This window comes from Marinobacter pelagius, assembly GCF_900114925.1.
In the GTDB taxonomy this organism is placed as follows: domain Bacteria; phylum Pseudomonadota; class Gammaproteobacteria; order Pseudomonadales; family Oleiphilaceae; genus Marinobacter; species Marinobacter pelagius.
Genome location: NZ_FOUR01000005.1, coordinates 270,320 through 282,695, shown reverse-complemented (window position 1 = coordinate 282,695; position 12,376 = coordinate 270,320). Strand labels below are relative to the sequence as shown.

The window sequence follows — 12,376 nt, the reverse complement described above, 5'->3', positions numbered from 1 at the left end:
TGTTTGGCTCACGCTCAGAATTTCATTTCGTCGAAGAAGCTTTTCACACCCTCGAACCAGGAGGTTTTCTTCGGAGCATGATGGGTGCCGTTGCTGCCGTCCAGTGTTTGCTGGAATTCTTCCAGCAGCTCTTTCTGGCGCTTGGTGAGGTTGATCGGGGTTTCCACCACCACACGACACAGCAGGTCACCGGCCGGGCCACCACGGACCGGGCTCACGCCTTTGTTGCGCAGGCGGAACAGCTTGCCGGTCTGGGTTTCGGCCGGGATCTTGAGCTTCACGCGGCCATCAAGCGTGGGCACTTCCAGTTCGCCGCCGAGGGTGGCGTCCACGATGCTGATGGGCACTTCGCAATACAGGTTGCGGCCCTCGCGGGTGAAGATGGAGTGTTCACGCACCGCGATCTGGACGTACAGGTCGCCGGGAGGGCCACCGTCGACACCCATTTCCCCTTCACCGGAGAGGCGGATGCGGTCACCGGTATCGACACCGGGCGGCACTTTGACGGAGAGGGTTTTCTCTTTGCGTACCCGGCCCTGGCCATGGCATACCTTGCACGGGTTCTTGATGATCTGGCCGGAACCCCGGCAGGTCGGGCAGGCCTGTTGTACGGCGAAGAAGCCCTGCTGCATGCGTACCTGGCCCATGCCCTTACAGGTACCGCAGGTTTCGACACCGGAACCTTTCTCGGCGCCACTGCCATCACAGGCTTCGCATTCCTCGTGCCCGGGAATGGTGATATTGACGGACTTGCCTTTGACGGCCTCTTCGAGGTCCAGCTCGAGGGTGTAGCGCAGGTCGGCACCGCGGGTGTTGCGGCCGCGACCACCGCCGCCGAAGATGTCTCCGAACACATCGCCGAAGATGTCGGAGAAGCTGGCACCACCACCGCCGAAGCCGCCTCCGGCCTGGCCGTCAACGCCGGCGTGGCCGAACTGGTCATAGGCGGCACGCTTACTGGAATCCGCCAATACGTCGTAGGCTTCGCTGGCCTCTTTGAATTTATTCTCGGCGTCTTCATCGTCCGGGTTACGGTCCGGATGGTATTTCATGGCGAGCTTTCGGTACGCCCGCTTGATGTCCTTCTCGTCCGCGTCCCGGGATACACCGAGAACTTCGTAATAATCGCGCTTGGCCATGCTATAAAACCCTGTATTTATAACGCGGAAAACGCGGGGAAGCCCCCGCGTTTTCCAACTACCTGATGTACGTCAGATTTACTTCTTGTCGTCGTCTTTGACTTCCTCGAACTCGGCGTCGACGGCGTCGTCAGCTGACTGGGACTGGGCACCCTCCTGCCCGCCAGCCTGCTGCGCCTGGTCGGCCTGATCCGCGTACATCTTCTGGGCCAGCTCGGAAGACACTTCGGTCAGCTTCTGGGTCTTGGTCTCGATGGCTTCCTTGTCGGAACCTTCCAGTGCTTCCTCAAGGTCCTTGATGGCAGCCTCGATAGACTCTTTCTCGCTGTCGCTGACCTTGTCACCGGCTTCGCTCAGGGTCTTGCGCACGGCGTGAACCATGGCGTCACCCTGATTGCGGACCTGGACCAGTTCCTCGAACTTGCGATCTTCCTCGGCATTGGCCTCGGCGTCCCGCACCATCTTTTCGATCTCGTCATCGTTCAGACCGGAAGAGGCCTTGATCACGATGGACTGCTCTTTGCCGGTAGCCTTGTCCTTCGCGGACACGTTCAGGATGCCGTTCGCGTCGATGTCGAAGGTAACTTCGATCTGCGGCACACCGCGAGGCGCCGGCGGGATGTCCGCCAGGTCGAAACGGCCCAGGGACTTGTTTCCGGACGCTTGCTTGCGCTCACCCTGAACCACGTGGATGGTCACGGCAGTCTGGTTGTCTTCCGCTGTGGAGAAGGTCTGCGACTTCTTGGTCGGGATCGTGGTGTTCTTCTCGATCAGCGGAGTCGCCACGCCACCCATGGTTTCGATACCCAGGGTCAGCGGGGTTACGTCCAGCAGCAGAACGTCTTTCACATCGCCGGAGAGCACGGCCGCCTGGATAGCAGCACCCATGGCCACGGCTTCGTCCGGGTTAACGTCCTTGCGCGCTTCTTTGCCGAAGAACTCTTTTACCTTCTCCTGCACCAGCGGCATACGGGTCTGACCACCGACCAGGATAACCTCGTCGATTTCAGACGCCTTCATGCCGGCATCCTGCAGAGCCACTTTACAGGGCTCGAGGCTGCGCTGGACCAGGTCTTCGACCAGGGATTCCAGCTTGGCGCGAGTCAGCTTCACGTTCATGTGCTTGGGACCGGAGGCGTCTGCAGTAATGTACGGCAGGTTCACGTCGGTCTGCTGGCTGCTGGACAGCTCGATCTTGGCTTTCTCGCCAGCTTCCTTCAGACGCTGCATCGCCAGGGAATCACCACGCAGGTCGATACCGCTGTCTTTCTTGAACTGGTCCGCCAGGTACTCGATGATCTTCAGGTCGAAGTCTTCACCACCCAGGAAGGTGTCACCGTTGGTGGCCAGTACTTCGAACTGGTGCTCACCGTCCACGTCGGCGATTTCGATGATGGACAGGTCGAAGGTACCACCACCCAGGTCATAGACTGCGACAGTGCGATCGCCGCTCTTCTTGTCCAGGCCATAGGCCAGGGCAGCAGCGGTCGGCTCGTTGATGATCCGCTTCACTTCCAGACCGGCAATCTTGCCGGCGTCCTTGGTGGCCTGGCGCTGGCTGTCGTTGAAGTAGGCCGGCACGGTGATAACCGCTTCGGTCACTTTCTCGCCCAGGTAGTCTTCTGCAGTCTTCTTCATCTTCTTCAGAACTTCTGCAGACACCTGCGGCGGCGCCATCTTCTGGCCCTTCACTTCGACCCAGGCGTCGCCATTGTCGGCCTTGGTGATCTTGTAGGGCACCATCTTGATGTCTTTCTGAACCACGTCGTCTTCAAAGCGACGACCGATCAGACGCTTGATGGCGTAGAGGGTGTTGTTCGGGTTGGTTACCGCCTGACGCTTGGCAGACTGGCCAACCAGGGTTTCGCCATCATCGGTGTAGGCGATGATGGACGGGGTGGTGCGATCACCCTCGGCGTTCTCGATTACCTTTACCTTGTCACCATCCATGATGGCCACACAGGAGTTTGTGGTTCCCAGGTCGATACCAATAATCTTGCTCATCGAATCACTCCAAATCTTCTGAATGCTTTCCCGGAGAATGTCGCCCCGGCTTCTCGCTATTTACTCGCTATATTGGCGCTTTAATCGGCTTTTCAAGCCTGCCGGCGAATTTTTCGTTACTCGGCCTTGGCAACGATGACCATCGCCGGGCGCACCACACGGCCGTTAAGCAGGTAACCCTTCTGGACAACATTGACCACGCTGTTGGGCTCGGCATCCGGCGCCGGCACCATGGACATGGCCTCGTGCTGCTGCGGATCAAACGGCTCACCCACAGGGTTCAGCTGCTCGACATTGAACTTCGCCAGGCTCTTCATGAACAGCTCGAGGGTCATTTCCACACCCTCGCGGATGGAAGCCACCAGTTCACCGGAGTTTTCCTGGCCTTCGGTGCTTTCCACCGCTTTCTCCAGGCTGTCAGCCACCGGCAGCAACTCCTTCACGAACTTCTCGAGAGCGAACTTGTGGGCCTTTTCCACATCGATCTCGGAGCGACGACGCACGTTCTGCATTTCCGCCTGGGTGCGCAGCATCTGGTCCTTGAGCTCCTGGACCTGGGCGTTGAGGGCTTCCACTTCGGAAACCTCCTCGCCTTCCGGGGCAGCTTCCCCGGTTGCCTGCGCTTCCTCGGCAGCCGCCTCAGTCGCTTCCTTCAATTCCTCTGCCTGTTCGTTGCGGTTCTCGTCAGTGCTCATGACTTCTCCTGCTAGATCTCCAGCGGCCTGACAACACGGCCGATTGAAATGTGCTCCCGGCCGAAGCGAGCCGGAAAACTGTATTTGCGAACGGATATGGGGCCCACTTGGCCGGTTTCAACCATTTTGCTCCGTATTCGTGAAGAAATTCCCGCCGGTCAGTTTGCAAACAGGAAAAACCCTGTATATATTCACAGTCACTGTATGTAAAACCAGTATTCCAGACAGGCACCGCCGAGCACTCAACAACGGATTCTGAATCGGGAACGGAGGTTATCCATGCTCACACAACTTACGGTTTCCAATTACGCCATTGCCGAAAGAGTGGAACTCCAGTTCAACAAGGGCATGACGGCCCTGACCGGGGAGACCGGTGCGGGCAAATCCATCGTCCTTGATGCCCTCGGGCTGGCCATGGGTGGCCGCGCGGATGCCGGGGCGGTCCGTCATGGCGCCAAGCGGGCGGATATCACCGCGACTTTCGACGTCAGCGACATTCCCGAAGCCGTGGAGTGGCTCGACCAGCACGAACTGGACGATGACAACGACTGCATCCTGCGCCGGGTAATCAGCAAGGACGGCCGCTCCCGGGCCTATATCAACGGCCAGCCCTGCCCCCTGGCTCACCTGAAGGAACTGGGTGGCTTGCTAATGGATATCCACAGCCAGCACCAGCATCAGTCCCTGCTGCGCAAGGAAACCCACCGCAAACTGCTCGACGAGTTCGCCGGCATCGAAACCCTGGCGGCCGATACCCGCGCGGCCTGGAAAACCTGGCACCAGACCCGTCAGCGCCTGACCGAGCGGCAACAGAACGCCGATGAAGCCGAAGCCCGGCTGCAACTGCTGCGCTACCAGGTGGAAGAACTGGACCGGCTGGCTCTCGAAGACGGCGAACAGGAAGCCCTGGAACAGGAACAGGCGCAACTGAGCCAGGCGGATTCGGTACTGCACAGCAGCCACCAGGCCGCCCTGCTCTGTACCGAGGAGGAGACCAGCGCCTCGGACCTGATCCGCCAGGCCCTGCAACAACTGGAGCAGCTGCCGGTGGAAGTGCCCGCTCTGGCGGACACCATCCAGATGCTGAACGAGGCCCAGATCCAGGTATCCGAAGCCGGCGACAACCTGCGCCGGTTTGTTGAGGATTACGAAGCGGATCCGGCCCGCCTCGCCGAGGTGGAGGAACGCCTGAGCGCCATCTACCAGATGGCGCGCAAACACCGCATCACACCCGAAGAGTTGCCGGAGCTGCACGAGCGCCTGAGCAACGAACTGGCGGAACTCGACGGTGGCGAAGGCAGCCTCGAGCAACTGGAAGCGGAACTGGAGAAACAACGCGCCAGCTTTGACGAACTGGCCAGCCAGCTCACCGAAGCCCGGCAGAAGGCCGCCGTGGAGCTGGACCAGCGCATTGCCGAAGAACTGGCCCAGCTGAGCATGCCGTCAGTGCAGTTCGTCACCCACCTGAACCGTAACAGCGATGAGCAACCCGCCCCCCACGGCATGGAAGACATCGAATTCCTGGTCAGCGCCAACCCGGGCCAGCCGGCACGGTCCCTGGCCAAGGTGGCCTCCGGTGGTGAACTGTCCCGGATCAGCCTGGCTATCCAGGTAGTGGTGGCCCAGACCTCAACCACGCCCACTCTGGTGTTTGATGAAGTGGATGTCGGCATCGGTGGCGGGACCGCGGAAGTGGTCGGCAAGCTGCTGCGCAGCCTTGGCAGCAACGGCCAGGTGCTGTGCGTCACCCATCTGCCGCAGGTGGCAGCACAGTGCCATCAGCATCTGTTTGTCAGCAAATTTACCGAAAAAGACGCGACCTTCTCGAAAATCGAGGCACTCGATGACAAGGGAAGAATCAGTGAAGTGGCGAGAATGCTGGGTGGTGTGGACATGACCGAACAGACCATTGCCCATGCCCGGGAGATGTTTTCCAAGGGGCAGGCGACTCACCACTGACGGCGGACTGGAACCTCTACCCCTCTCGATCCTGAGAGCTGTTTGGGGGCAGGCTGATACCTGCCCCCTTTTTTCATGTTCGTCTGCTTATTCGCCTTCTTTGGCCTTGATCGGCTTCACGTAGAGAATCAGGCTGTGATCCACGATCTCATAGCCATGCTCTGCGGCGATCTTCTTCTGGCGCTCCTCGATCACCTCGTCCACGAATTCGATGACTTCACCCGTCTGGGTGCACACCATATGGTCGTGATGGTCGTCGCCAGCCATCTCGAAGACCGCGTGACCGCCCTCGAAGTTGTGCCGCAGTACCAGGCCAGCCGCCTCGAACTGGGTCAGCACCCGGTAGACGGTTGCCAGCCCCACGTCATCTCCCTGCTCCAGCAGCTTCTTGTAAACGTCTTCGGCACTCAGGTGGTGCTCTTCGGCGTTCTCCAGAATATTGAAGATCTTGACCCGTGGCAGGGTGACCTTCAGACCGACTTTTCGCAATTCGGCGTTTTCAGATGACATGTTACTATTCACTCTTTGGTGTGCCTCACGGCTTCCGGTATGATGAAGCCGCCATTTAACGGTCAACCCGTGTCACACCTGCCTCTGGCAGGCGATTTCAAGATAGAGGATTTCCCCCGGCGATGCAAAAGCTCACAGCTCTCATTCTCACTCTCTTTATGACCGGTTGCGTCTTCCCTGGCGTATACAAGATCAACGTGCAGCAGGGCAACATTGTGACCGATGAAGAGCTGACTTCACTGAACGCCGGCATGCCCCGCAGCCAAGTCCACGCGCTGCTTGGCACACCGCTGGCATTGAACCCGGTGGACGCCTCCCGCGAGTACTACGTGTACACATTCCAGCGCTCCGGCGGGGACATCGAGGAGCAACGCATTATCGTCTACTATGATGGCGATAACTTTTCCCATTACGAAGCGCAGCTGCTTGAGGAAACTCCCGCCTACTGAGGCCGGCTCAGGCGCCCTTCTTCATTGCCCGATTCAGGCGCGCCTGTTTCGGGTCGATCTTCAGCGGCCGGTACAGCTCCACACGATCGCCGTCACGCAATTCGTGGGCGGCCGGATCCTTGATCACCTTTCCGAAGATGCCCATGTCATTTGAGTCCGGATCCACTTCCGGAAAAATGTCGGTAATTCCGGAGAGCTTCACCGCCTCGAGCGCGGTCGTGCCTTCCGGCACCGTCACCGGCACGATTTCCTGCTTGTCCGGCCGGGCGTAGGCCACTTCTACCCGAATCATCAGTGCCCTCCCCGATACAGCTCGTCGGCCCGGCGGCAGAACGCGTCCACCATGGTGTTGGCGGCCTGGGAGAAGACTGGCCCGAATGTCATCCGGGACAGGGAACCGGAGAACTCGAACTCCAGAGTCAGGATGACCTTGCAGGCATTGTCGTCCAGCGCCTTGAAATGCCAGCGACCGGTGAGGTTCCGGAACGGCCCGTCCACCAGGTTCATCTCGATGGCTTCAGGCATCAGCAACTGGTTACGGGTGGTCAGCCGGTGGCGGATGCCGCCCTTGGCGATTTCCAGGGAGGCGGTCACCTGCTCCTCGCCACGATCGTGGACCTCGGCCCCGGCACACCAGGGCAGGAACTCGGGATAGCGGGCAATATCATTGACCAGATGGAACATGCGCTCGGCGGAGTGCATGACAAGTGCGGTTTTATCAATCTGATGGGCCATGGGCTCCTCAGTAAAAAGTACAGCCTGAATCAGACGCTATGATAAAGGATCTCGTCCTCTTTGGGGGCATTTTCAGGCTGTTCCACCCGTTCCGGTGTCGCTTGCTCGTCCCCGTCCGCGGGTTCCGCCCCCTCCGACCGGGGTTCACTGCCCTGCCCGCCGGAAACCGACGGTCCGGGGTCAGCTCCTTGCGTCTCATCCGGGGCAATCTCCAGCACGAGCGGCGCCGGGCGCTCGCACCAGAGCGCGGCACTGCCGTTCTCACAAAGGTTATTGAGGGAAAAGGCGGTGTACATGATGCCAACGTAGGCCACCACCACCGGCAGCACCGTGCGCATATCCCAGTACCAGAGCCGGGCAAACAGGCCGGGGGTCCGACCAAGCAGCTGGTGCGCCAGCCGGCGGGTCAGGCACCAGCCGGTGAACAGGGCAATGAGGATCGCCACCAGGGGAATCAGCAGGCCGCCGGTGAACAGCTCCAGCCAACGGAACAGGGTCGCACCATAAAGCCGGTATTCCGCCCAGATATTGAAAGACAGCAGCGTTACCAGCCCCGCCGCCCAAACCAGCAGCCCCACCAGCACCACGGAAATACCTCTCGGTGCGCCGGTCCATTCCCGCAACCAACCGACCACCGGCTCCAGCAACGCCAACGAGGTGGTCCAGACGATCATCACCACCAGCAGAAACGCACAGGCTATGATCAGCTGGCTACCGGGGAACTGGGCCAGTGAAACCGGAAGGGAAACGAACAGCAGGCTGAAGCCCCGTTCGCCGTCAAAGTCCGTGCCTCCCGTGGCAAGCGCAAAGATCATCAGGCCAGCCAGCACCGCGACCAGAGTATCCATCAGAACAACGGCAAGGATCGACCGCTTGAAGCGGGTATCAGGCGTGGTGTAGGTGCCAAAAACCGTCCATACCCCCATACCCAGCCCCAAGGTAAAGAAAGCGTGAAAAAGCGCAGCCTTGATACTGCCGAGGGACACGTCCTCCGGTCGCATTTCCAGGGTGTGGGCAAATGCACCATCGATCCGGCCCTGCCAGGCCGCCAGTCCGAACAGCACCAGCATCAGTACCAGGGCGCCCGGCACCACCACCCGCATGGTGCGCTCCAGCCCCCGGGCCACGCCCTGAACGGAAACCCAGACCACCAGCAGCAGGAAGAACGCATGCCAGGCCATGAAATTACGGTACTGCCCGGGATCCGACACCAGCCCGGAGAGCACCGAAGCAGCCTCCGCCTCACTACCGGAGGACAACCGCCCCATGGCCCCGAAGAACACGTACGCCAGGGCAATCGACCCGAACACCGCGGTATAGGAGAGCACCACGAACGCTGCCAGCACACTCAGCCGACCGGCCAGCATCCAGGCGCGGGAGCACCGGGTACTGCGGATCAACCCGTCCATGGCCAAAACAATGCCGTGGCGGGAATAACGCCCCAGCGCCGACTCGGTCACCATCAGCGGCAGCGTCACCAGCAGTAGGCAGGCCAGGTATATCAGCACGAACAGGCCACCGCCGTGGAGGCTGGCAAGGTAAGGAAACTGCCACAGGTTGGCCAGCCCCACCGTCGCACCCACGGAGGCCCAGAAGAATGTGGATTTACGGGTGAACACCCCGTTGGCTGTCTGATACGACGTCGACATGCATTTCCCTGAAAGTATCTGCGTCGCCATTGTAGCTGATGCCGGCAAAGTCGCACGCCTGATCGGTCACGATTACGGCGATTTCGTGACCGGTCTGGCACTCCTGGGCTACAATGCGCGTTTTGCCGGGGCAAGCCCGGCCGTTCGTTCATTTATCCGAACCCGGATCACTGATTCATGAGTAAGAAGAAACCCGGAACGCCGAGCAATACTATTGCGCTTAACAAGAAGGCGAAGCACGAATATCACATCGAGGAACGCTTTGAGGCGGGTCTCGCCCTGCTGGGCTGGGAAGTAAAGTCCCTGCGGGCAGGCAAGGCACAGCTGGTGGACGCCTATGTACTGCTCAAGGACGGCGAGGCCTGGTTGCTCGGCTCCCACATCACCCCCCTGAGCACTGTTTCCACCCACGTGATCCCCGATCCGACGCGTACCCGCAAGCTCCTGCTCCACGCCAAGGAGATTGCCAAGATCGTTGGCAAGGTCAACCAGGCCGGTTACACCTGCATTCCGCTGGCTCTCTACTGGAAAAACAACAAGGTGAAGTGCGAGATTGCACTGGTGAAAGGCAAGAAGCTATTCGATAAGCGCGCGACCGAGAAGGAGCGCGACTGGAACCGCCAGAAGCAGCGCATCCTGCGCGAAGCCAACGTCTGATTCCGTTCCCCGCGGATTAACAAATACCTGACGCCGGTCATGGCCGGCGCCAACAGGTATATTGCATACTCACTCTCTTTGTTCAGAAATCCAACAGGCCTATACTCGGGATTTCCGGTGCATGGCAAAGGGAGCCGCTTATGTCACCCAAACAGACGCCCATGTCCTCCGTAGACCGCGCGTGGCTGCGCATGGATACCCCCCAGAACCCCATGATGATCTGCGGGGTATGGGCACTGGAGCGGCCGGTTTCAATGAGCCGGCTTCGGCACACGCTTGAAGAGCGATTTCTGTGCTTCGACCGGTTCCGGCAACGGGTCATAGACACCGGAGACCGGGCTTACTGGCAGGACGACCCCTTGTTCGACCTGGACAACCACCTGCACCGCATTGCACTGCCCGGCAAAGCGGACAAAACCGAGCTCCAGAAACTGGTCAGTGACATGAACAGCACCTCCCTGGATTTCCGGCAACCGCTCTGGCAAATGCATTACATCGACAATTACGGTGACGGCGGTGCACTGCTGATTCGCATTCACCATTGCATCGCCGATGGCATCTCGCTGGTGCGGGTGATGCTGTCATTGACCGATAAAACGCCGGAACCCAGACTGGGCAAAGTGGCTCGCAAGCGTCGCTCCAAATCCCACCAGAGATCGACAATCCAGAACTTCCTGCATCGTGCTGTAGACAGCGCGCAAACGGCGACCAATCAGGCAAGACTGTTCATTCAGTCCGTTCGCAATGAGCCCAACTACCCCCTGAAACTGGCATCCACCGCCAGCGGCGTAGCCTTCGACCTTCTCAAGCTTGGCCTGGCCCCGGTAGAGCCCAGAACCGGTCTGAAGGAACCACTATCCGGACGCAAGCACGTAGCCTGGGCGGATCCTCTGGATCTTGCCGAAGTGAAGGCCTGCGCCAAGGCTTTGGGCGGCACGATCAACGACGCCCTGCTCTGCACCGTCACCGGAGCGTTGCAGCGGCATTTTTCGGCTCACAAGGAGACAATCCCCGAGTGCGGAATTCGCGTGGCCGTGCCATTCAACCTGCGGCCGCTGGATCAGCCCATAGAAACCCTCGGCAACAAGTTCGGCCTGGTACTGGTCACCCTTCCGGTGGAAGTGATGGACCCGCTGATGTGCTTCCGGCAGGTGCAGGAGAACATGAACCGACTCAAGCAGTCCTATCAGGCCCAGGTTACCTACAGCCTGCTTGATATCTTCGGTCGGGGTCCCGATGTTATCGAACGGCGGGCGCTGGATCTGCTCAGCAACAAGGCCTCCGCCGTGCTGACCAACGTGCCCGGCCCCAAAGAGTCCCTGTATCTGGCAGGCAGCAAGCTGACCCAGCCCATGTTCTGGGTGCCCCAGAGCGGCACCATCGGTATCGGCATGAGCATCCTGAGCTATGCCGGCACCGTGCAATTCGGCATCACCGTGGACAAGGCGATTCACGCCGATCCGGATGCCGTGATGGATTACTTCCGGGAGAGCTTCCAGGCCCTGAGCCACGCGGCTCTGGCCGGACGGCCCAAAGCCTTGAAGCGCCACGCAAGCTGAGCCGGGGTAAGTATAAATAGCGCAATTAACCCTTGAAGTCCGGTATTCCGGACACATATACTGAAACAACTAAGGGGACGACATGGCTTCGACGCTGGTGGCGAACCCTTGAGTGCATGTCGAGATGGCAGCCAATCTCGTTAATCCAAAGCTGCAACGCAATAGTCGCAAACGACGAAAACTACGCACTAGCAGCGTAAGCTGCTAGTCGTCCTGACCGGGTCGCCCGTAGCCCGGAAGCAACATCTCAGGACGTCATCGCTTACGGGATGCTCCGTTACCCAGAGTTCACTGGTTAACGGCTAAGATTTAAAGAACTCGGTTCTTGCACCCTGGCTCTCGGGTCGCTTGAACTTAAATCAATAGAGAGACGCTAAACATGTAGACCTCAAGGCTGAGTACTGGCGGACGCGGGTTCAATTCCCGCCGTCTCCACCAAACACCCAAAAGGCTCCCGACCCCGGGAGCCTTTTTCATTTCTGCCCCACCATCCCGATCACCACGCATTGTTTAAAATTTGCACACTACCCTTTCCTGTGCTTCTATTTTTCTGAATGATCGATTTCGTTGTTCGATCTTTCGTACCCAGCGCCTGCACAGGGAGCCTTCGTGCAGTGCGATGCCGCATTGACGTTACATGGAGTAGATTCTGTTATGGCTTACGAAACGATTGATGGTCAGAAGTACGAGAAAGAACTGCTGGACCTGGCCCGCAAGCACACTACGGGGCGCGGGGAAGGCAAGCTTTCCAAGGATGAGGTGGCCGAGCTGTTCAAGTCGGCGCAGGACGGGCCCGGGGTCACCGAGACCGAGAAGAATACCCTTGCCTATATTCGCGATACCTTTGAATTCACGGATGCAGCCGCGGCGGATTTTGATGCCGCCTTTGCCAAGCTCTAGCCATTCGTTCGAAAGGCTCTCAGCGTTGGGAGCCTTGCCCTGCCCCACAACTGTAGCCTCTGACCACTTCCCCTGACCTGACCAAGCTGGTATTCCTAGGCCCTACGCATACCCGTATCT

General features: G+C 59.5%; 13 protein-coding genes and 1 other RNA gene. 7 read left to right on the top strand and 7 right to left on the bottom strand.

Annotated features, from left to right (window positions below; genetic code table 11):
* Positions 1-14: 14 nt before the first annotated feature.
* The 3 genes from dnaJ to grpE form a co-directional block, all read right to left on the bottom strand.
* Positions 15-1,139: a molecular chaperone DnaJ gene (gene dnaJ / locus BM254_RS12265; protein WP_092003875.1), complete on the bottom strand. Its 1,125-nt coding sequence runs from the start codon at positions 1,137-1,139 to the stop codon at positions 15-17.
* 78 nt (positions 1,140-1,217) lie between these two features.
* Positions 1,218-3,143 carry a molecular chaperone DnaK gene (gene dnaK / locus BM254_RS12260; protein ID WP_092003872.1) on the bottom strand — a complete coding sequence of 642 codons (1,926 nt, stop codon included), beginning with the start codon at positions 3,141-3,143 and terminating at the stop codon, positions 1,218-1,220.
* A gap of 116 nt (positions 3,144-3,259) precedes the next feature.
* Positions 3,260-3,838, bottom strand: coding sequence for a nucleotide exchange factor GrpE (grpE, locus tag BM254_RS12255; protein ID WP_092003869.1), 579 nt, complete (start codon positions 3,836-3,838; stop codon positions 3,260-3,262).
* A gap of 279 nt (positions 3,839-4,117) precedes the next feature.
* Here grpE and recN point away from each other — a divergent pair, with 279 nt between their 5' ends.
* A complete protein-coding gene (gene recN / locus BM254_RS12250) occupies positions 4,118-5,797 on the top strand; it encodes a DNA repair protein RecN (protein WP_092003866.1) in 1,680 nt (559 codons plus the stop codon).
* Between the two features lie 87 nt (positions 5,798-5,884).
* On the opposite strand, the gene fur is transcribed toward recN, so the two are convergent.
* Positions 5,885-6,307 carry a ferric iron uptake transcriptional regulator gene (gene fur, locus BM254_RS12245; RefSeq protein WP_092003863.1) on the bottom strand — a complete coding sequence of 141 codons (423 nt, stop codon included), beginning with the start codon at positions 6,305-6,307 and terminating at the stop codon, positions 5,885-5,887.
* Positions 6,308-6,429: 122 nt separating this feature from the next.
* Between fur and BM254_RS12240 the strand changes: the two genes are divergently transcribed.
* On the top strand, positions 6,430-6,756 hold the full coding sequence (locus BM254_RS12240; protein ID WP_092003860.1) for an outer membrane protein assembly factor BamE: 327 nt from the start codon (positions 6,430-6,432) through the stop codon (positions 6,754-6,756).
* Between the two features lie 7 nt (positions 6,757-6,763).
* Here BM254_RS12240 and BM254_RS12235 read toward each other — a convergent pair whose 3' ends face one another.
* Genes BM254_RS12235 through BM254_RS12225 form a run of 3 tightly spaced genes read right to left on the bottom strand, consistent with a single transcriptional unit; the run spans position 6,764 to position 9,140 of the window.
* Positions 6,764-7,048 (bottom strand): RnfH family protein, encoded by a 285-nt coding sequence (locus BM254_RS12235; protein WP_175497263.1) that lies wholly within the window; start codon positions 7,046-7,048, stop codon positions 6,764-6,766.
* The gene (locus BM254_RS12230) at positions 7,048-7,491 is read right to left on the bottom strand and encodes a type II toxin-antitoxin system RatA family toxin (RefSeq protein WP_092003857.1); all 444 of its coding nucleotides are present in this window, start codon (positions 7,489-7,491) and stop codon (positions 7,048-7,050) included. The genes BM254_RS12235 and BM254_RS12230 overlap by 1 nt, the downstream gene beginning before the upstream one ends.
* A 29-nt stretch (positions 7,492-7,520) precedes the next feature.
* A complete protein-coding gene (locus BM254_RS12225; RefSeq protein ID WP_092003854.1) occupies positions 7,521-9,140 on the bottom strand; it encodes a sodium-dependent transporter in 1,620 nt (539 codons plus the stop codon).
* Between BM254_RS12225 and BM254_RS12220 the strand changes: the two genes are divergently transcribed.
* From BM254_RS12220 to BM254_RS12200, 5 genes are all read left to right on the top strand, one after another.
* On the top strand, positions 9,139-9,321 hold the full coding sequence (locus BM254_RS12220; protein WP_092003851.1) for a hypothetical protein: 183 nt from the start codon (positions 9,139-9,141) through the stop codon (positions 9,319-9,321). The two genes, BM254_RS12225 and BM254_RS12220, sit on opposite strands and share 2 nt — an antisense overlap.
* The gene (gene smpB, locus BM254_RS12215) at positions 9,318-9,797 is read left to right on the top strand and encodes an SsrA-binding protein SmpB (protein ID WP_092003848.1); all 480 of its coding nucleotides are present in this window, start codon (positions 9,318-9,320) and stop codon (positions 9,795-9,797) included. The genes BM254_RS12220 and smpB overlap by 4 nt, the downstream gene beginning before the upstream one ends.
* Before the next feature lie 140 nt (positions 9,798-9,937).
* Positions 9,938-11,356 carry a wax ester/triacylglycerol synthase family O-acyltransferase gene (locus BM254_RS12210; RefSeq protein WP_092003845.1) on the top strand — a complete coding sequence of 473 codons (1,419 nt, stop codon included), beginning with the start codon at positions 9,938-9,940 and terminating at the stop codon, positions 11,354-11,356.
* A gap of 73 nt (positions 11,357-11,429) precedes the next feature.
* Positions 11,430-11,794, top strand: a transfer-messenger RNA (tmRNA) gene (gene ssrA, locus BM254_RS12205).
* A gap of 216 nt (positions 11,795-12,010) precedes the next feature.
* Positions 12,011-12,256: a hypothetical protein gene (locus BM254_RS12200; protein ID WP_092003842.1), complete on the top strand. Its 246-nt coding sequence runs from the start codon at positions 12,011-12,013 to the stop codon at positions 12,254-12,256.
* Positions 12,257-12,376: the final 120 nt, after the last annotated feature.